We start from the raw sequence: 18,970 nt of genomic DNA on the forward strand, positions 1-18,970 counted from the left end.
GCGGCCAGATTACACCTCTGTGCGGCTTCGTCTCAATGTCTTCGCCTGGCGGCAATTGGCAGATCGTTGTAGGGGCGGTCGGGCCGGAGCCGCCTAAACGTGTCGATGAATCGGAATTGATCGACATATTCGACTGCTTTCAATCGATAAAAGTTCCGTCACGTCAACCGCATCTAGGTTTGATCATTTGCATCGGAGGTATTGCCGTAATGTCAGTAATTGCGCAAAGATCGTTATTGTGGCATCCTACCAAGCGATAGGAGGTGCGACATGAACGTATCTATTGGTGACCGCTGGGAAGCCTTTGTATCCACCATCGTGAAGGACGGTCGTTACGGTTCCGCCAGCGAAGTTGTGCGCGAAGGTCTGCGCCTGGTCGAGGAACGGGAACAGAAGCTGAGGGCTTTGACTACCCTGCTCAATAAGTCGATTTCCGATGGCGGTGAAGCGTCGGATGCAGAAATTGATGCTGCGCTGGAGGCAAAGGCCGCCCAGCTGACCAAGGAAGGGTTCTAAGCGTGCCGCAGCTTCGCATGCTGCCTTCGGCACTCACTGACCTGCTCAATATTCTCGAATACATCACCCGACAAAGCGGCAGCTTGGTCGTGGGCCGTCGCTTTATCGGGGAACTCCGACAAAAATGTCGGACACTGGCCGACCTCCCCGGCACGCTCGGCCGATCACGGCCAGAATTACGAGCCGATATCCGCAGCTCGGCGTTCAAGGGATATGTTATCTTCTTCCGCTATGTCGACGAACGTTTCGAGGTGGTCAACATCATCGAGGGACACCGTGACATCGACGAGCTGTTTTCCTCGGCCGACACGGACGAGTAGCACCCCGAGACCCAGCTACCAATATCCTCGCGCTCTGCGGGGTGATCGCCCTCGGCAACCAGACGGCGCCTTTGCGGCTCACCATGGCGACAATGGGGCGATGGCTCCGCACAACTGGAAACGCTGGGCGAAACGATCCACTTACTGACCACAATTTAGATTACTGACCAAAATTTAGATAAAGTAGGGCCAGTTGATCTCGACTGCGGATCGCAACTTACAAGGACAATGTTAGAACCTGTTAAGCCGTGACATTGCGGGCAGGGTAGACGTCGAGCTTCTTCGACTCCAAATCCTTCACTATCGATACTCGAGACCTATCGATAGTTATGTGCCGTGAAAATGTGCGTCTGGATGACGGAATTTAAACCTATGTTGACTACCGTTACGGAAATTCTGAAAGTTAAAACAGGTGGTTAACAGACAATTAAACGGCCGCATCGCATGACGATTGCGTTGGAGTCGACAAGCCAAGGTGCGCTCTAGAGAGACGCTTGCGCGATTTGGCGTTCCAGCCGGTGAGCCTTTGGGACGCCCTCTCTCACCAACTTCCCGAGCACGTCCTCGATTCGTGCGCGCAGCGAACTGCCCGTCGCCAATAGTGACGGGTCGAGCGAAACGACCTTTTCCATCCAGGCGACCAAACGATTGCCGAGTCCAGCGTCGACCCAAATATCTGCATTGTTCGGTTGCCGAGTGAGCCAAGCGTCAGCGCTGCTCACGAAGAACGGCATATGCTTCGGAAGGGGGGAAACTTCTAGGAGATTCATCGTAAGCATGGCCGTGAACGGAACTGGGCCTGTGCCAATCAACTCGGCGAGTTTTGGCAAAAAAGGATCGACCTGCTCAACACCTTTGGCATAGAGGTAGCATCTGGACTTCGTCAGTGGATTGTATTCGTTAAAAAAGAGCACTGCAATTGCGGGGCCGATCCGCGTTTCGACCGAAAGTTCTGACCGGCCTTGCTCCCGGCGCCATCCGGGACTGTCCACGAGCCGATCGGCCAATATCTCTCTTAGCCTCACAGCCACGCCGAGGCTTAGCCCCTCACCGTTTAAGAAGGAAGCATCGATTGGGCGAACGAGTTCAACTAAAATATCGAAAAATGAGCGATCGGGGACATTGATGGCGCTTACTGCCAAAGCTTCCGCAGTGTTTGGGTCGAGACGCGCTAATGACCGCGCAAAGATTGAAAAGTATGCATTGTTCCATTCACTAAGGCGGAGGTCTACGTCGGCCGTTCGTTCGAGACCAGCGCCATTAGCGTCGGCGGTCCATTCGGCGTAGGCGTCGACAAATGCAGCCTGCCAATCAAGGTCTTCTGACGCGACGTCGCTCGTCACCATCCGAAGCCATAGGGCAACAGACTGTGTGTAAACGGTCTCCTCCCGCTGATCGCGTTGTGGGGCTGGCGGATTCTTCCCCCCCTGACCAAACGTGATCCCGCGCCTGGTACGAATTTCGTGGCGCGGAAACTCCGGCCAACTGGGTTCCGGACCACCCTCCAGCCAGGCGCGCTCTGCGCTGATCGCGGATTGCACCCGCCGTCGAAAATTGGCCCGGTCTGCCACTTTCTCTTCTTCAGTCGCATCCCATCTGAGGGACTGTCTGATGTTGGCCTGAACCGCGCATCGCAGCAGAGCAGGAATCATTCGACCGTCGATTTGCCGGATGATGGGAAGCGCGGCACCAATTCCCTGCGCAGCCTCAGGGGTATCTCGAGCAGACAAGGCTAGCAATGTATCCCGATCCGAATTCTTGCCAAGACGGCGCCAGAGATTGACGAGTGCGACCGCGGCGATGGCGACCGAGTTGTAGCGAATGCCATCACGCAGAGCCGCGCCGAAATCGCGCTGTTCATTCGCGAAGGTTTCATTGAGCACAGTCCGCACCCACTTCTCGTTTGCATGTAGTAATGGGTCGGAACCATCTCTCGCTACAATCATGGCCGCCGAGGCAAAGGCAGTCCTGCGATCGACGATTTCGTCCTCTTCCGAAGTTGATCGGGCGTTTTCCAGGCGCCCTGCATATGCCATCGCCTGTTCTGCGAGTTCCGCGCCCGATCTTGTCGGGTCCTCCAATGCGTTTTGGATGGCGAGGCTGACATTCACATCGTGCAGACCGTCGGTGTGTTCGGCTTCGAGCGCCGAGAGGTGGCACTCTTCGTCGGGCGGCGACTTGTAGGCCCAGCCGCCGTCGACGGGATGCCAGTTGGCGGGATCTATTTTGTTCAAGGCGTGGCGCGCCATGAATCGTGGTGCATTGAAAGTATCGCCAGATTCGGGAGGACCGTGCCGCGCCACTGTCGATAGGAGCAAGGCGCGAAGCTCGGTAACCTCCGCACCGGCACGATGCGCAAAGTCGCCAATTAGATAGTCCAGAGGGACTTTGCGGGACGGTCGCGCTTTCAGATCGGTTAGTCGAACAACGCCGAACGGCTCTTTCCGTTGAAAAACTCCCAGGCCAAGCGGGTCGAACGCGGGCATTGTATCATGCGCCAGTCGGTCCCTATCCAACGACATGAGTTCGGGGCACCCCAAGTAGGGCACCGCCAATGGCACCGTATTTGGCCAATGCGAAATGAGAACATCAACAGCCACAAGCAAGAAGGCCGCCGATGAGCCCTTCGGTCCCAGAATATCGGCAATAACGTCGGCAGGCGCCTCGCCGCGATCGAGACGGGCGTGTGACCATGCTTCCAACGCCATAAGCCCGGATTCCATCGCGTAGAAGCCACTTGTGCCGCGCGACCACGTATAGGTCTTCGTCCAAGGGAAGAAGCGCGGACCCGACGGCAGGATCAGAGTTATCCCATTGTCACCAGGGTCTCGTCTATTCGTCAGCGTGGCGACCGCGTGGTCCACCAAATCGCGAATGAGAGCCAAGCCGGTCTCAGGTGAGGCGTTGAGAAGGGCCAAAAATGGCCCTTGGGCGGGAGAACTTGGAAGGAAATCCGAATCTAAGTGAGTGAAAACACGATCGCGCAACGGGGACCCATGGTCGCCATCATCGTCTGACGGCGTCGGGATGAGGCCAGTTCGAACAAGCTCGGCAAGCTCCGATGGCGCAGCGTTGGCCAGCATGCCACTGAAGCTGAGGATGCTTTGGATGGTGGGGTTGTTGTGACTTCGATCCAGCACGCTCTTAAGGTACGACCGCGCGCGGTCGGGGGCGCGCCCTGCCATAAGCGCGAAAGCACGTCGCATGATGTCGGCGAGCTTCTCGAGATCATTGTACAAAAAGGCGCCCAAAAAGCGTGGTCTCGGAGCGTGCTTTGAATACAGTCTATAATCGCGTGCCTCATCGATTTCGTCGAGCCAATCGGCCAACGTCTCAGCCATTTTGGGCGTTAACGGGTCAGCGAACAACATTGAGGCGCCCAAGGATTGGAAAAGCTCGACGGTGTCAAAGAGCGCAGGGAGGGGGATATCCTTCTTTCGGCTGAGCAGCCAAAAGACCAGCTTCGTCCAAGAGGTGTTGTTGGGCGCATTGAGTCCTTCGGGGACTGGCGCCGGCAAGGTAACGCCCGCCTGATCGAGTGTCTCCTTGAACGGACGCGATTCCACTGCCATCGCGGTACGGATGAGCTCGCGCAGGAGAGATCCTTCGCCCGCGAAAAGTGTGTTTGCGGCCCTATCAAGCAGTGTATTGGAAATTTCAGATCTGAGAATTGCCAGAAGGGACCAGCGACGCCACGAGGGGTGCGCGCCAGTGATGCTCACGCGGTCAAGCAATTCGCCCCACTGAAGCCCATCTGGTGATCGCTCGAGAACGAAACGCGCTACAAGTTCGACGCCTCTGACCAAGGGGGCAGCAGCGGCGCTAGATAGGGGCAGGCGATCCAATCTGGACAAGTCGCTTCTTAAGATCGAGGCAACGCCCCACTCGCGTAACACGTCATGCCGGAACGACACGCGATCAAGGTCAAGCTCCATCAGCGTTCCGCTGGCGATGAGTGACTCCACTGTTGCGGACGAACAGCGCGTGATGATGTGGTCGGCGCCGGCAAGCGTTTGTTCTGATAGATCTGATAGAAGACGAGCGCGTTCGCGCCGTCCTTCGACGCCGCCGTCCGCCGTTTTCCACCACCGCTCGATGAGATCTATTTCCGAGCGAAGGTCATCGATTGAACCTTGCACCTCAAGGAGGCGCGAAAGCCGGAATAGGTTTCGAGCAATTGATCCCGCTGGGTGGTCGTCGGCAAGCAGCGCCCGGAGGGCGGGTGCAGCTTCCTTCAGCTCTTCAACCTCTTCTGGACCAAGTTCGGCAATTGTAATGGTCGGAGCGCGGCCAAGGCGTTCCAAGGCCTCTGCCGGCAACCAGTTTGGCTCCTCTTTGTCGAAGTCGGTGCGAGCGGTAACGATGACCTGAAAACCCGGTACATTAACTGCGGATCGAACTAGATCGACCACTGTCGCTTTTTTGTCCGCGTCCTGAAAGAAATCCAGGCTGTCAACGAACAGTACCGCTCCGCCATCACTCGCTAGATCTGAAAGAAACTCGTGCGGACTTCCCTCAAGGCCGAGTGCTGCTTTGAACCCGAGCCAACCTCCCGGCGGTGTCCTTTCAGGCGTAAGAACCATCGCACATCCCTGGGCGAGCACCTCGTTCACGATCAAGCCAAGGACGCCGGACTTTCCGACGCCTGGGCCGCCGCGGATCTCGACATAGCGTCCGAGGTCTCTCGATTCCCTCACGATGTCCAATTGAGCTGTGCGTGCTAGCGTGACGCCCCCGATTTTACGCCGGAGGCCTTCGGCGGCGAGCGCCGAAGCATGCTGTAGTGTCTGGCGCGGTCCGTGGTTGCGTCGCGTTCCGCGAAGACGGAAGCCGTCGACCGAGGACAACTCTGTTACCAGCTTTTCACGATCGAATTCTCCACCCGAAGCAGCGGAGCGAATTGCCGCTTCAGTGAGCACCCTCCAGATAGCACTTGCCCTGGGAGCTTCATCCAGATCGAGTACGGCTCGACAACGCTCAGTGGCGAGCTCAAGCGATTGCGATCCTGGCGCACCGTAATCAAAGGTGAGGATTTGGAACCGCCGCAGAAGCTGCCATATGGTCTCGTCGTCGTTCGCACAACCGTACCTGCTAAGATGACCGCGAACCGTTTCTATGAAGGTGCGCATGTCGTCATTGCCGACATTCTTCCGACTAATGCGACCGATGAAGGTAGATGCTGTGCCGAGCTCACGGGCCCATCGAAGCACATCCTGGTAGGCGCCAGTGATCTTGAACGAATTGCGTTCGGTCGCAACGGCGAATTGATGGTCTAGATTGCTGAGGTCGAGATCGCGAAAAGCTCGCCCGAGTTGCTCGACCACATCTTTGAACACAGGGTCGGCCGGCGCAAAGGTGATTGTCCGCTTAACCTGCACCTCCAGCACGGCTGGCGAACCGGTACGCGTCTTTCCTCGAATGACAACATCATCGAGAGGATGCCCTTCTCCAGCCCTTTGCAGTTCGACCTTTTCCGGTACTACACCTGGCAGTCCGCGGGCGTCTGCTTCAGCCAATAGCGTCAGGAGATAATGGGCACCGACTTGCCCCTCAAACAAAGCGCCGGCCGGCCCGCTGGCTGCTGGATTGGCTGCCTGGGTGTCTTTAACGGGACGGTTATTCATGAGAAACCACTCTTATGCCGAGGCGTGCGTTAGCCTCGGGGCGATCAACGCGAGGCACGTTAATTCTTAATCACGAACCATGCAACTTTGACGCTACCGTTTCGCATGGCAATTGATCATAGTCCCCTGAAGTGTTGGTCTGCTGTGAGTCGCGAGCCAACATGTTAAACGCTGTTGCAACTGACTATGTGAAACTCCATGAGCGATTTCTGGACCTTATCCTGGAGTGATCTGTCGACCGAAGCTGATGTCGAGATCCGTGTGGTCCTGCCACTCCTTCGCGCTCTGGGCTACCAGCTTAGCGACATCCGCCCAAAGCAGCCTGTCGAGTTTCAGCAGGGACGGACTCGCCGACCCGGTAGGAAACCGGAGGCAGACTTCGTCGTGTACTCTGAATTGCCCCATACGCGCGACACGGCACTAATTGTCGTCGAAGCCAAACGGCCTACTGAGAAGCTCGAGGAGGGGAAGGAACAGGCGGAATCCTATGCACAGAACCTGCGGACTCCTCTCTTCATCCTGACCAATGGCGTCAACCTTGAATTCTGGCAGCTTCAGCGCATCGGTGAATCTGAGCTCGTCCTCAGCTGCACCCTCGAGCAGCTTGCCGACAGGCGCGGTGATATTGAAGCAATCGCATCGCGACATGCTTTGCTGGCGCTATCAAATCAGCTCCGCTTCAAGAACCTGGCGACTCTCGCGCAGGACCTGTCCTCCTATGTACGCAGCGAAATCCAGAGATGTCGAAAAGATTTGCGCGGGCAGGTATCGTTTTCGCTGCAGCGCTTCGGCGCAAACGAAGTGATCGCGCAGGATGACTTGTTCTCCGATCTCCGAGATGGTGCGATCGTGGCCGCGTCGTCCGGAGCGGCGCCAAATTTCCGATAACACGGTGACCGCCACCAAGTTGCTAGCTGACGTTCTGGAAGGAATTGAGTGTCTCATCGGTACGAATTTCTCCGACAACGTCGGGAAACTCATTCGACGGATGATCGCGGGTCAAAAAGTTGGGCGTCTCGGGCTGAAAGGGCAAATTCGAGAGGGCTACCTTAGTTACTCCGGGTTTGACGCTGGACATAGTGACCCCTCCATTTGCGTTGGCGCCGACGAAGATGCACCGCGCAGCTACGGAATTTCGCTAGACAAGCAGGGTTACGACGCCCAAGGGGGCCGTGTGCTCGGCGCGATTGCTGTTCAAAAAGGCCTCGACGATCTGATAAAGTATCGCTGGTTCAAGGGGGGCCCCATATGGACCGAGGAAAGGGTTTTCGGACAACTGAGGCATCTGGCGCGGCGGCATCGGATGAATTTCACCGCTCCCTACCATCTTCCCAGTTGTTTGCGAGAGCTTGCTCCCTGGAACGGCCGTCGTGTGGGACCGTCGAGCATTGATCGATATCAGTTGATCGATTTCTCAGAGCTGTTGGACGACATTAAAGGGCTAATTTCGTCTGGGTGTTCACAGTTGGCCGCATGGTGGATTGAGCCGTCGGCGGTTTATCTATCCAACCCTGACCACCGAATTCAGCTCGCCAGCACGCTCGATATTTACCATCGCCGATGCCAGGCAGCATACTCTGAGATCGTGCAGCGCGAACTTCCAGGCCTGGCCGAGATGCTGCCTGAGTATCGGTGCATCCCGATGATGTACGAATTGGAAGCAACGGCCCTTAAATCAAACTGGGGTGATCGCCTCGCGCTCGAATTCCATCGCTGGCCGGTAGAGGGCATTCGAGGTGCAGGTGCCAGGGTGGTCTTTCCGGAGAGACGGTCCCTTAGCTCTTCGTCCATAAGTATGGACGCATACGTCAAGCGATCTGAGGAGCTTTTGACGCAGCTGGGTCGACCGAGAAACCAGTATAAAATCGTAAAAGGTGGTGCAACCGTGCCGCGTTTCGACGGTCGCACATATTTGCATACAGACAACGAAGACGAGACTGCGGTCGTGTCGGCCGTCATGGCCATGCTCACGAAGGACTGCAAGCAAGTTTTCGGGTCTATTCCAACATTCCGGTGGACGTAACCCGGAAGCGAGCCTACCCCGCTGGGGAGACTTGCCCCGACCCTGCAGGGACAGGACAATGCCCTTACAAAGGCGAGGCGATCTGTCACCAACGCGCCTTGGGCCGCCACCGTCAAAACGTTCGACCTTGCGGTTGAAAATCTTTGTCGTCTTCGCGCGCGTCTCGCTATGGTTGCCTTCCGATTCAAAGTAGCGACCCGCTGGATGAAAGTTCAGTGGCAGGTCAGGGGATCTTCATCAACTGCAATCGAAGTTGCTAACTACAACCTAGCACGAGCGCTTTCGAGGCCCCTGTCGGGGTTGTTCTGAGATGAGGCGAACTCGACGCCGCCGGACACTTACCTAACGCGACCGAAATCGGTTCAAATTGCTTAACTGACTGAAATTACGAGCATTAGACGTGCATCTAACTACATGCCGCCGGTTCGAATTGGCTCAAGAGCTAGGCTGCGCACTTGGCGCAACATCACGACCGAGGAAAGTTGATGCTGGATAGTGATCTTGAAAAATGCGGCGGCCGAATTCGTCAGGTAGATATTTTGCGATCCTGAACTCGACAAGTAGCTCCTGGAAGCTCCCAGACACTGCGGCAAGGCCATTATAGCAACAAAGAGCAACCTCATGGCTGGTCAGTTGGCTCCGCAAAAGATTTCCGTATCTGTTCTTGTCGTCGTGATCGAGCACTTGATCGCTTTTTATTCGCGATAATATAGTATACAGCAATCGATAATAAGGAGCGAATGTGCTCTCGTATCGGTCGTGACACTTTTCAGTATAAATATTTGCAAGTTTACTCGTGGAGAGGTGTCCAGTGTGCGCCTCTGCAACTTCTGCCCAATATCTTACCTCAAACTGAGCGCGTTTGAATGCCTCCGGGCCATAGACACGTTCGCTATGGTTTTCCTCTTTTTTTCGAGTGCCTCCATCGTACTCATCAGTGTATCTGAATTCTACATCTTCCCGAGCCTCGCGCAAAAGCCGGAGCAACTCATAAAATGTCCTCTCGAACCGTTGAAGGTGTTGATCTTTTGCTGCTTCGTCAATCTGGCGTTGCTGCTGATGGAGCGTCAGAAGTATAGCAATGAACGCCAAAGCAGAAAACAAGGCGTTCAAGCCGCCGAAAGCGTCTCCCCACTGTCCCACACGATCTGGCGTCCACTCCAAGCCGAGAAGCGGGAAAATTGCCGGAGTTGAGGCCCATAGAAGCCATAAAGCGCTCGCGACAGCCGCCGCTCCATACAAAACTTGTCGGCTCATCTCGAAGTACCTTTGTAGCAGATATGATTTACAAGATCGTAGATCTTCATACGGGCGTAGACCATACTGCTTCCACTGGCTTTAATTTTTAAGTGCAGTGCTGCGCTTGAAGGCTGTGCCACTTATTCCCCGATCGCTATGCCAAATCGCGCGATGTCTTGCTCGGTGCCCGCCAGTTCCAGTAGCAAATTTGCTCGACTCGTCGCAACGTAGACAAGTTCCGGTTCGCGGATATCTTCTATTCCTACAACGAAGACGCACGGACGGGAGAGACCTTTAAACCGCCGGACAGTGTCGAAAATAATCCGCTCCGGATGGATATTGTCTGCCCGGCACGTTTCAGCACCTGCGATACGAAACAAGCCGGCTTCAACATCGCTCGTCCGACCCGTCAAAACAGCAATCTGGCCAGGAGTTGCCTGGCCGGAACGCACTAGGTGCGCAACGCGCTCGTTGACACGGGCAAATGCCAGATCGGGTCGTTTGACGCCGATTGCACCGACTGCTTCTCCTTCCGGTCCCACAGCGCGGTTTGACTTCCCTCGGTACCACCTCGACATAAGAGAATGAATCTTGCGAGTATTTCGGAGATTGCGGGTAAGCGAGATACTGGATTGCGGCAACGCGCGGATGAACGTGTCGTCCTGAGCGAAAAGCCGCTGGTTGTCATCGTAAAACACATAAAATTCGCCGTCGTTGATATCGCGCAGGCATAGCCTGAGGGCGTTGAGCCAGCTATCTCGGAAATCCTGACCTTCATCGATGATGATTGTATCAAATCCGAGTTCGGGGCTCGTAGTGACGGCTTCAACAAGAGCTTCCGGAAGCAGGGTTTCGAAATATTCCGGACCACTATTCCTTTGAAGTGACGTTCCTGATTGTTCGGCGAGTGTACGGCAGATCGAGTGAAAGCTGGCAACGACCAGATTTTGTCGATCCTTGCAAATCTCCTTGAGGTAGTTGGCCAAGGGAGCATTGAAACAGGTCAGGAGCGTTCGTCGACCGTCCGCTGAAGACCGGAACGCTTTCTCGATAGCCAGGACAGTTTTTCCGCTTCCAGCACCACCGGATATCGCCATCTCACGATTATCTTCGAGCGAGTCCAGAAGCCACGCCTGTTCGGCCGTCAGCCGCTCGATTACCAGCGCATCCTCGGCAAGACTCGTTCCAATGTGAGCGCGCAGCTCGAAATGGCCTGTTATCAGCTCATCCAGCGCATGCATACCGTCGAGGCCGAGTGGCTGCTCACGCGCATCTCCACCTTCCTTGATCCGGTCAACCAGCCATTTCCCAAGAGTATCCATGTCATCGCCGAACGCTATGATGTCGAGCGGCGCGTCAGGACCGAGTGCGCGCGCGGGTTTGGCGCTTCCCGGCAGAACAGCTGCATGGCGAGCGCGGATAAATCGTCGACCCAGCCGCCTGTTGTCGTTCAGCCGCTTCAAAAAATGATGCTTGCTGCTCCTTGCCTGCGCAATGGGATTCTTGATCTTGAACCGGAATCCGTCCCGATCTGTGCTTAGCCACTGCTCATCCTCTTCGCGGCAACTGACACGCCCACCTTTCACTTCGATGAACAACAGCCCGTACTTTGCGTGGGCCAGAATGAAGTCTGCTTCTCCATCGTGCTCGGCGCCGTCCGTGTCAGCCTGATGCCAGGAGCGCGAATAGTAGCAAACATAGTCGTCCGGGACTTGATCCCGGATACGATCGTACACCCGGACTTCCGAAGATCGTTTTGGATCATTCAGGATATGCGGAACCAGCGTCCTTGGATGCATGCGAGCCATTTCAGTTCCCTTTTTCCAGGAGTTTGTGGAAGAAGCCGAGTGACGGATTCTGGGGCGTACCTACAAGCAGACCCCGATCGAGATGGCGGTTAAAATGCTCGCACGAAGTTTCCGGTACGAAGGCGCAGCAATGACACGCGGCGGATCCGGATCCCTCCGACAGTGACAGGATGCCGGTGCTGCAAAGAGGGTCGGAAGAGCACCATTCCATGTCGCGAAGCGCGGCGAGAAGGATCGGCTCCAGCTCGTCCGCCCGGCCTTTGCGCGAAAGGCCGCCCAGCGTCCCGTCCGCATCAGGGGCAGAAGTGTAGAGCAGGAAACCGCACATCCCGCCTTGCCCCGGCGATACATAAAGGCGCTCGCGTATCGAGGCAGTCGAGTATCCGCTATCGAGCGACAGACGCTCGGCCAGTGCATGGGCTGTTGTGTGAACAAGAAGAAATCTCGGTGAAATTTCCATCGGAAAAGGACGGTCCGAGCCGTTATGCTCCTCCCAGGCGCGTTTGGCAGCAGCATGGGCTGCTGCCGCGCGAGCTTTTACTTCCTCATTATTTTCCCATTCGCTCACTCTGTCCGGAGCGAAGTTCAGAAAGATACCTTCTCCACGAACCTCTATCGCGGGGAGCCAGTTCAGCTTTTCGCGAGACAAGGGAGCAATTTTTGCATTCCGATCCTCGGCCTCTGCCGGGCTCAGGCGTGTGAAACCGCGCAGTGCACGGACTTCACGAAGTCTGTCGACCGACACAAGGTTGGAAAAGTAGACCCCAAGTGAGGCGGGGACCCGCTGGGGATTGATCTTGAACTCAGGGAATTCCTCGTCCCGTCGAGGCCCGGAGCAAAGCATCATGTGCTCATTCAGGCGGAGATCAGCTGAATCGCTCGATAGTATTGTCAGCAACGTTTTTATCTTCGAGGTGAGCTGATCTGCTGTCACAGATTGATCCGGCCACTCAGGATGGATTTTTTGACGGACATACCGGGGCAGCTGCTCCGGATCGTCAAGCTCTTTCAGATCGTCCCAGAACCGCTCAAGATCGTCGCGGAACGAACCACCGAATGGCGGCACATCCAATGCTGAGGCAATGACCGGAAAATAGGCGTTAGACGCGCCTCGCTGAATGGCCACCGGCTCGTTTGAACATTCGCAACCTTCACCCTTGAGCCAGGGTTGGAGTCCATCGCAGCGGATCTTCATGGATTTCAGCGTGCCGGGGCTCAAAGCGCCATCGAGATCTCTTTCTGCCGCGCACTCGGTGCAGTGAACCCGCAGTCCCTTCAGGCCGGATCCGGCGCCCCTGAGCTTGAGCGGTTTCCTGCGGCACCCTTCCGCATGGCGGGGCCAGGATGCCCACGGAAAGTCCTGGAGATGTCCATCTAGGCAGGTAACCACAAACCTGACAGGGACAACAAAAGCTTTTCTGGCTCGCCGCCCGCGACCCGTGCTGCAGGCGGAGCAGAAAAGCTCAGGACGATCGGTTTCCTTTCCCCAGGAGTGACTGCGTTGTAGCAGCTCGCATTTGGGGCACACATGCCAGTCTGGAAACCGGTAGGCAGGTAACAGCCGGTCACGGTTTATATTATTTACCCGTTCCTGACCCACAGGAGGAAGACGAAATCCTCGAACGCCCAGTCGGGCCTGCAGTGGTTCGTGAGAGATGCGCTGGTCGTTCAGCAGCCCTTGCCGTGCTGAAAACTGATCCCATGCCTCAAGCCCCGCAGCGACGACCGAAAGTGGCGCGCCTCCGTCGCCGCGAAAGTCGATAATGGCACCCGGTCCGTTGCCGGAAAGGACCTGGCTCCGTCTGATGTTCCCGATCGGTTTCATTGTCTGTCCTCTCTGCCGCGGGTCTGTTCGAGCAGAACAAATGGAGTCGATGCCTCAACTGAGCGGAGGCTGTTGGGTGTGGGCCTCTGGTATCGGTATCGGCTTTTGTTTCCCCGTGCCGCCGCCGTTTCGGCTGAGGTCAAAAGAGCCGGATCGTAGTCGCTCCAGTATGACTTGAGCCCCTGGAAATCGAACCAGTCAGTCAGGAAAGCATCCAGTTGCTCTCTCGATGCGTCTGCTTCACCGGGATCGATTCTGCGCACGCGTTCGACGATGCGGTCCAGCAAGGCTTCGGCTTCTCTCTGGTGATCATCAATCGCTCCGGGATCTGCCATGCCGGCCACCAGATGACGGACCAGCGCAACAAAGGGAGCGTGTAACGCCCTGTCTCTGGCGCGCGGGGCAAAGGGGGTAACACTTGTCGCCTCGACCTCTCTGTAGAGGCTGTTATGCCAGCTTGCGAACGTCTCGTAGCGGCTTCGGTCACGGGACTTTGCCGCGTTGAAGAGAGTGACAACGAGCCCCGGCCAGCGCCGATCTCGACCAACGCGGCTGGTTGCCTGGATGTATTCGGCTATTGTCTTTGGCTGTCCGTTCACAAGCATGAGCCCGAGCCGTGATACGTCCATTCCCACGGAAATCATATTACTCGCGAGAACAATGTCGACATGCTCTTCATCCTGCCAGCCACGTTCCAGATTTTTGAGATATCGGGGGATGTCGTTTGACCGGACACGGCTGGTGAGCTCGATCTGGTTGTCGGTAAGGCGTTCAGTCTCGCCTGCGCGGCGTGCAGCATAGTCACCAATGCTCCTTGTGACGTCATCACGCATCAGAACGAGAGCGCCGCCCAGCTCACGCAACGAGTTAAAGTAGTTGATCAGTGTCCAGTAACCGTCACGAACATTATCCAGGATTGCCGGATCCGTTGCAGCCTGCAGGAGAGTGGCTGACACGGCCTGCTGGGTGAATTTGGCGGACCGACCGACGGTACTGATACCGACATACCGTCGTCCGGGAAGCGTTCGGTCTTCGACGGCAAAACCCGAGTCACTATAGTCCAGACCAGGTGGCGGAAACTGGAAGGAGGTTCTGTCGAAAAGCGCGCGTATTTGTTGGGATGCGCGCCGGATCGTTGCGGTTGAACCAATAACCTTGGCGCGACGCCCGTCGGACGTGCGGCAAAGCTCATCAACTGCGGTTTCGTAGAGGCCGGCCAGGCTTCCAAGTGGTCCGGAGATAAGGTGCAATTCGTCCTGTATGATAAGATCCGGAGGCGACGCGGGAGTACCGATCCCGAACAGCTTGCCAGTGTGCTGGTTACGGGTGATCTGCGCATACTTGTCCACGGTGCCTATCACCAGAGTTGGCTGCCGATTGTAGACATCTTCATCGACAGTCCACACCGGGAGGCGCTCCATAGCGGAAGAGACGGCGCACCCCGTGGTCTCGCATCGACATTCTACGCAACTGCGGTCCGGAGCAACCCGCCAGTCAAGGGTCCCGTGGCAGCACGGGCAGGCGCGAAGCTGCGCCGGCGAGTTCTCGCTTTCCGGCAATAGGGCTGCCTCGGCATCCTTGACGAAATTTGGAGTAGCGCCCTGACCCACCCACAAGCCTAGAGAGATCGGTGTGTCGGTGGCGAAGTGCGAAGGAGCCTCTGCAGCACCGGCTTTTGCCCGGCCTTTCCGGATCATTTCGCATGCGAGCACCAGAGCTGCAGCTCGCTCGAACTGCTGAACCGTGAGAAGGCGAAGCGTATAGCGCATGAAGGTTGTAACGCCACCTCCGGCCGGATCGCCCGCTGCCCGAAGTCTGCGAAGGAAGATCGTGAAAGCGGTCAGCAGGAGATATGCTTCAGTTTTACCACCACCCGTGGGAAACCAGAGCAGGTCCATGGTCTCCCGGTCATCGTCCTCGGGCCGGGCGATCGAAGACAAGCATAGAAGGGCGAAACCCAACTGGAAGGGTCGCCATTTCAGCCCGTCCGGACTGGTATCAGTTCGCCAGGAGTATTGAAGGGCCATGGCAGCATTGGCCATACGGAAGGCCGCCAGGGCATTTTTGTCCGACAGGACAACGTCGATCCCCGCTCGCATGCGAGTTTCTGCAGAACGGCAGGTGCGCATGTGGACATCGCCTTGTCCAACAAGACCCGCTGGCAGGTTGACGACCCGACCTTCAGCCTCTGTTATCCAGTCGCGGTAGGCATCGACGAATGAGGTCAGTCCCGAGACCAGATTTATGTCATCTGTTTCTGCGAGGTTGGATGCGGACAGGATTTTGTCGATGGGACCGGTCCGGAAGTTGTCGGCACCGCTCGCGCTGACAACGTACACGGTGGATTCCGGAAACCAGCTGGTCGAAACCCAGCCCACGGTGGCTTCAGTCGGCTCGTCCCAGATTGCCGAACATGTGTGCCCCACCGCCCATTGTCGTGCCTGGCGATACAGCAGCGCAGAACTCGAGCGATCTTCATCCTCCAGGTCCGAAGCGCCAGCGGGAGCTGGTTTCGGCACGAAGCCGCAGTTGGCCTCACACCATACAGTCATCTTTACCTGAAAAAGCGCGGCTTTCTCATTCGCAGAGCGGCTGACCTTCTCTGAAGGGCCGGCGTCGTTGCTGATGGCTAGCGTGACCAGCAGGACTGATTTCCATGGCGCGATCCGCAAATGGAGCGTTACACCCGGTTGCCCTTTGTCGCCGAGGTTTATTCCGGGAAAGCCCGGTTGCGACGCAATTTCAAGATCAACAAGGATCTCGGCGCATCGCGGATCTCTTTTCCAGTTCTGCTGCTTCCGGGTCGCTGGCTCCTCGTCTTCTTCTGCCTCGTGCTCAACATAGCGAGCACCATCAACCCTGATCCTCAGAACAGGATTGCCTCCTGCCGGCGCTATTGCAAAGGACAGGCCAGCTGTGCTCGGACGAAATATGGAAGCGGCCTTTATGCTATCAAGCGAAGTACCGTTGATCTCCGCGTCCTCACTCTCGGCTGCCTCATCGTCCTCTTCGGCGGGGATCGCCGTTCTCGGAGGGAAGAGGATGCCGGTAAGGTAGCGATCGGTAGGCCGGTCAGATATTACCTCTTCGGGTGCCTCCGGTCCCATAAGATCCACTTTCATCCGGTCAATCAATGTGTTTCGCGCATCGGACATGAACCTGCCCCCCCTCATAAATTTATCCGGAAACTCTGGCGAAGCCGCCCAGCAAGGGCATCAGCGCCAGGGATGGCTCTCTCGTGGCGGATCCCGCCACCACAACCGTTGTGGCACCCGTAACAGAAATTCCGGATAGCTCCGGCAACCCGGATCCCTCCGGAGCCTTGATTATCTCTCGCAGCACGTCGGTGAATTGCTGGCCAAGTATGCCAATCGGCATTCCGTTGGAATGCAACCGAACCAATAACTGGTCTCTGCTGACGGGCACCGCATCCGCAGTCAATCGATCAGCTGACGCACGCCAGATGGAGTCGAGAATATCTTGTGGAGGGACACCGTGGCCAGACTGCATGAATCTGCTCCACTCGATGAGGTCTCCCTCGAGGCCGATTTCAATCTCTCGATAATCCCGTCGTGCCCGCCAGTGCCGTTCGGGAGTGCCGGCTGTGTAGAAGCGACCGCTGGGCGCCCAGCCCGTACGAAGCTCATCGCTGGCACGCGTGGCCGCTACATAGAGGATGCGTGCCTCCTCAGACCAGTCAACGCCTTCCTCCCGGCGTTCAGCGTTAAACAGAACAAGGACGCGATCTGACTGTCGCCCTTTGATCGCGTGTATGGTCGACAGAAGCGGCCCAGACGTTCCCTCATGATCACTGATGAGATCTGGTGGCGGGTATTCGAGCCCCTCGGCAATTCGGCCAACGGCAAGCTCGCTGCGGCCCTTGTCATCGAGTTCGCGCAGAATCTCCCAGCACTCATCGGACGACCGGGAAATCGAGGTCCGGTAGCCCGCATACATCTGGCCGAATGCTTCTCTGGTCAGTCTCGTGTCCGGATCCAGTCCGCCGAGGCAGGCGCCAATCCACGGCTCGATCCGCAACGGCCTGTCGTCAAGGCGGATGCGAAAGGGTCTTTTCTTCATGCGCATCGCTTCGGCAGCTTCAAGAAGACCCGACCGGTAACGGGTGAGGATCAGGCCGCGGGAGCTTGACGGGTGTCCGGTGTAGTCGCGGATCCGTGTTTCCGAGGCGCTTTTGTCAATCTGGTCACGGAGTTCGAAATATTTGTCCCGGGTTACAGGGTCGTTGGCGCGAAGAAAATCGCGGGCTGACCGGAAAAGCGATCGAAGGCTTTCTGTTCTGGCGCGGTGATCCTGCGATATCCGCATCGTGCGAAATTGTGATAGCTGCTGGACATGATCGAGAAGCGTATCTTTCTCGTTCCGGGAGCTCTGATATCCGTAGATCGCCTGGGCAAAATCCCCGAAGACCGTTATACCGCATTTCGGATGGACTTCGCTGATCAGTGCTTCACAAAACGCTTTTCGCGATCCGACAAGGTCCTGCGCCTCGTCGATGATTACGTGTTCAAGCGGGTCGACGAGATTTCCCACAAGGGGGTCTCGCGTTCGCAAAAGGCCTGCCGCAGCCTGAACGGTCGCATCATGACTGCCTGCCATTCTGGCGCCGGCCGCGACAAGTAATCGTGCTGCGTATGAATCGAAAGTATGTATCTGTACCATTGCGACGCCAGGAATTGACGAAAGACGATTCTTGATCCTCTCCCTCAATTCGGCAACTGCAACACGGGTAAAACTTAACAGGACAATCCGGGAAGGCGCCAATCCTTCCTCCACGAGCCTCACCACGCGCTCGGCTGCAGTGTTCGTCTTGCCGGTGCCTGGTCCTGCCTCCACGACAATGCGCTCTGTCCCGCCTGCTGCTGCGACAAGCTTCTGCTCCATGTCCGGAGCAAATTCGGTTTCTGTTTCTCTTTTCGACGGGACACCGAAGCAGTCTCTCAGGAAGGCAGCATTATGCTCCCCTATCGACCATGAGCCCGGGTCCGGATTGAAGCTTCCGCAGAGCGAAAGCACGATGATAGTTCCCAACGGAACCACCTCATCGGGAGGGATTTGACCATCGGCGGTCAGGAAGCGTGAGGAGATCTCCTCTGTTGTCGTTCGCCGTGTTTCAAGCAAATCAACAAGTGTCGCGGTCGCGTGTCCGGAGACAGTCGGGAAAAGCTCGTGAGGGCCGCGATTAACTATTTCTCCATGGTCGCCAAGCCCGATGACCCGACCGTCAGGTAGCGCAATGCGCTGGTGCGGCACTGCGACAAGAACTTTCTCACCATGCATCAGCCCCGTGCCGATATCTCCGGCTCCGCAGAGTACATCGACAACAGATTCAATTACCGGTCGGCACGCTGCAGGATGATTTTCACCGACAAAGCCCAAGATCCATTCGCAGACAGAGTATCTGCTGACACCCCTTCGAGCCCTGACCATCGCGCGAACAAGATCGGCGATAATACCCCGGTCGAGCTGATTGTCCTGATAGATTTTTTCCAGTCCGGCAAGGTAATATGATTTTGATTCCAAGGGCTTTACTCAGCAACCACACATTGCGAAGATTGTCTGCCGGAGTGATTCCCGTCAATGAATTTCAGTTGCGG

10 protein-coding genes are annotated in these 18,970 nt (G+C 56.7%); 4 read left to right on the plus strand and 6 right to left on the minus strand.

Going from position 1 to position 18,970, the window contains the following annotated elements:
* Nucleotides 1-270: 270 nt before the first annotated feature.
* Both ASD02_RS07200 and ASD02_RS07205 read left to right on the plus strand, forming a co-directional pair.
* Entirely contained in the window at nucleotides 271-516 is a 246-nt protein-coding gene (locus ASD02_RS07200; RefSeq protein WP_057214015.1) for a type II toxin-antitoxin system ParD family antitoxin, read from the plus strand.
* Nucleotides 517-518: 2 nt separating this feature from the next.
* Complete coding sequence (locus ASD02_RS07205) at nucleotides 519-836, plus strand: type II toxin-antitoxin system RelE/ParE family toxin (RefSeq protein ID WP_057214019.1); 318 nt, start codon at nucleotides 519-521, stop codon at nucleotides 834-836.
* Between the two features lie 482 nt (nucleotides 837-1,318).
* On the opposite strand, the gene ASD02_RS07210 is transcribed toward ASD02_RS07205, so the two are convergent.
* Complete coding sequence (locus ASD02_RS07210) at nucleotides 1,319-6,460, minus strand: hypothetical protein (protein ID WP_057258457.1); 5,142 nt, start codon at nucleotides 6,458-6,460, stop codon at nucleotides 1,319-1,321.
* 198 nt (nucleotides 6,461-6,658) lie between these two features.
* On the opposite strand from ASD02_RS07210, the gene ASD02_RS07215 reads away from it, so the two are divergent.
* A complete protein-coding gene (locus ASD02_RS07215) occupies nucleotides 6,659-7,348 on the plus strand; it encodes a type I restriction enzyme HsdR N-terminal domain-containing protein (protein ID WP_057220407.1) in 690 nt (229 codons plus the stop codon).
* Between the two features lie 4 nt (nucleotides 7,349-7,352).
* On the plus strand, nucleotides 7,353-8,483 hold the full coding sequence (locus ASD02_RS07220) for a hypothetical protein (RefSeq protein ID WP_057220408.1): 1,131 nt from the start codon (nucleotides 7,353-7,355) through the stop codon (nucleotides 8,481-8,483).
* Nucleotides 8,484-8,918: 435 nt separating this feature from the next.
* Here ASD02_RS07220 and ASD02_RS36760 read toward each other — a convergent pair whose 3' ends face one another.
* The 5 genes from ASD02_RS36760 to ASD02_RS07250 form a co-directional block, all read right to left on the minus strand.
* Nucleotides 8,919-9,740 carry a putative phage abortive infection protein gene (locus ASD02_RS36760; RefSeq protein ID WP_082555473.1) on the minus strand — a complete coding sequence of 274 codons (822 nt, stop codon included), beginning with the start codon at nucleotides 9,738-9,740 and terminating at the stop codon, nucleotides 8,919-8,921.
* Nucleotides 9,741-9,862: 122 nt separating this feature from the next.
* A complete protein-coding gene (locus tag ASD02_RS07235; RefSeq protein ID WP_057220411.1) occupies nucleotides 9,863-11,530 on the minus strand; it encodes an NERD domain-containing protein in 1,668 nt (555 codons plus the stop codon).
* 1 nt (nucleotide 11,531) lies between these two features.
* On the minus strand, nucleotides 11,532-13,355 hold the full coding sequence (locus ASD02_RS07240; protein WP_057220412.1) for a DUF1998 domain-containing protein: 1,824 nt from the start codon (nucleotides 13,353-13,355) through the stop codon (nucleotides 11,532-11,534).
* Nucleotides 13,352-16,510 carry a DNA helicase gene (locus ASD02_RS07245; protein ID WP_063978345.1) on the minus strand — a complete coding sequence of 1,053 codons (3,159 nt, stop codon included), beginning with the start codon at nucleotides 16,508-16,510 and terminating at the stop codon, nucleotides 13,352-13,354. The genes ASD02_RS07240 and ASD02_RS07245 overlap by 4 nt, the downstream gene beginning before the upstream one ends.
* 22 nt (nucleotides 16,511-16,532) lie before the next feature.
* Nucleotides 16,533-18,896: a UvrD-helicase domain-containing protein gene (locus ASD02_RS07250; RefSeq protein WP_082555474.1), complete on the minus strand. Its 2,364-nt coding sequence runs from the start codon at nucleotides 18,894-18,896 to the stop codon at nucleotides 16,533-16,535.
* Between the last annotated feature and the right edge of the window lie 74 nt (nucleotides 18,897-18,970).

Source organism: Ensifer sp. Root1252 (genome assembly GCF_001425885.1).
GTDB classification, from domain to species: Bacteria; Pseudomonadota; Alphaproteobacteria; order Rhizobiales; family Rhizobiaceae; genus Ensifer; species Ensifer canadensis.

Bases quoted from the DNA above. Each gene is read 5' to 3' on its own strand.
- ASD02_RS36760 (WP_082555473.1), bottom strand. From the start codon at position 9,740: ATGAGCCGACAAGTTTTGTATGGAGCGGCGGCTGTCGCGAGCGCTTTA.
- ASD02_RS07240 (WP_057220412.1), bottom strand. From the start codon at position 13,355: ATGAAACCGATCGGGAACATCAGACGGAGCCAGGTCCTTTCCGGCAAC.
- ASD02_RS07215 (WP_057220407.1), top strand. From the start codon at position 6,659: ATGAGCGATTTCTGGACCTTATCCTGGAGTGATCTGTCGACCGAAGCT.
- ASD02_RS07210 (WP_057258457.1), bottom strand. From the start codon at position 6,460: ATGAATAACCGTCCCGTTAAAGACACCCAGGCAGCCAATCCAGCAGCC.
- ASD02_RS07200 (WP_057214015.1), top strand. From the start codon at position 271: ATGAACGTATCTATTGGTGACCGCTGGGAAGCCTTTGTATCCACCATC.
- ASD02_RS07245 (WP_063978345.1), bottom strand. From the start codon at position 16,510: ATGTCCGATGCGCGAAACACATTGATTGACCGGATGAAAGTGGATCTT.
- ASD02_RS07235 (WP_057220411.1), bottom strand. From the start codon at position 11,530: ATGGCTCGCATGCATCCAAGGACGCTGGTTCCGCATATCCTGAATGAT.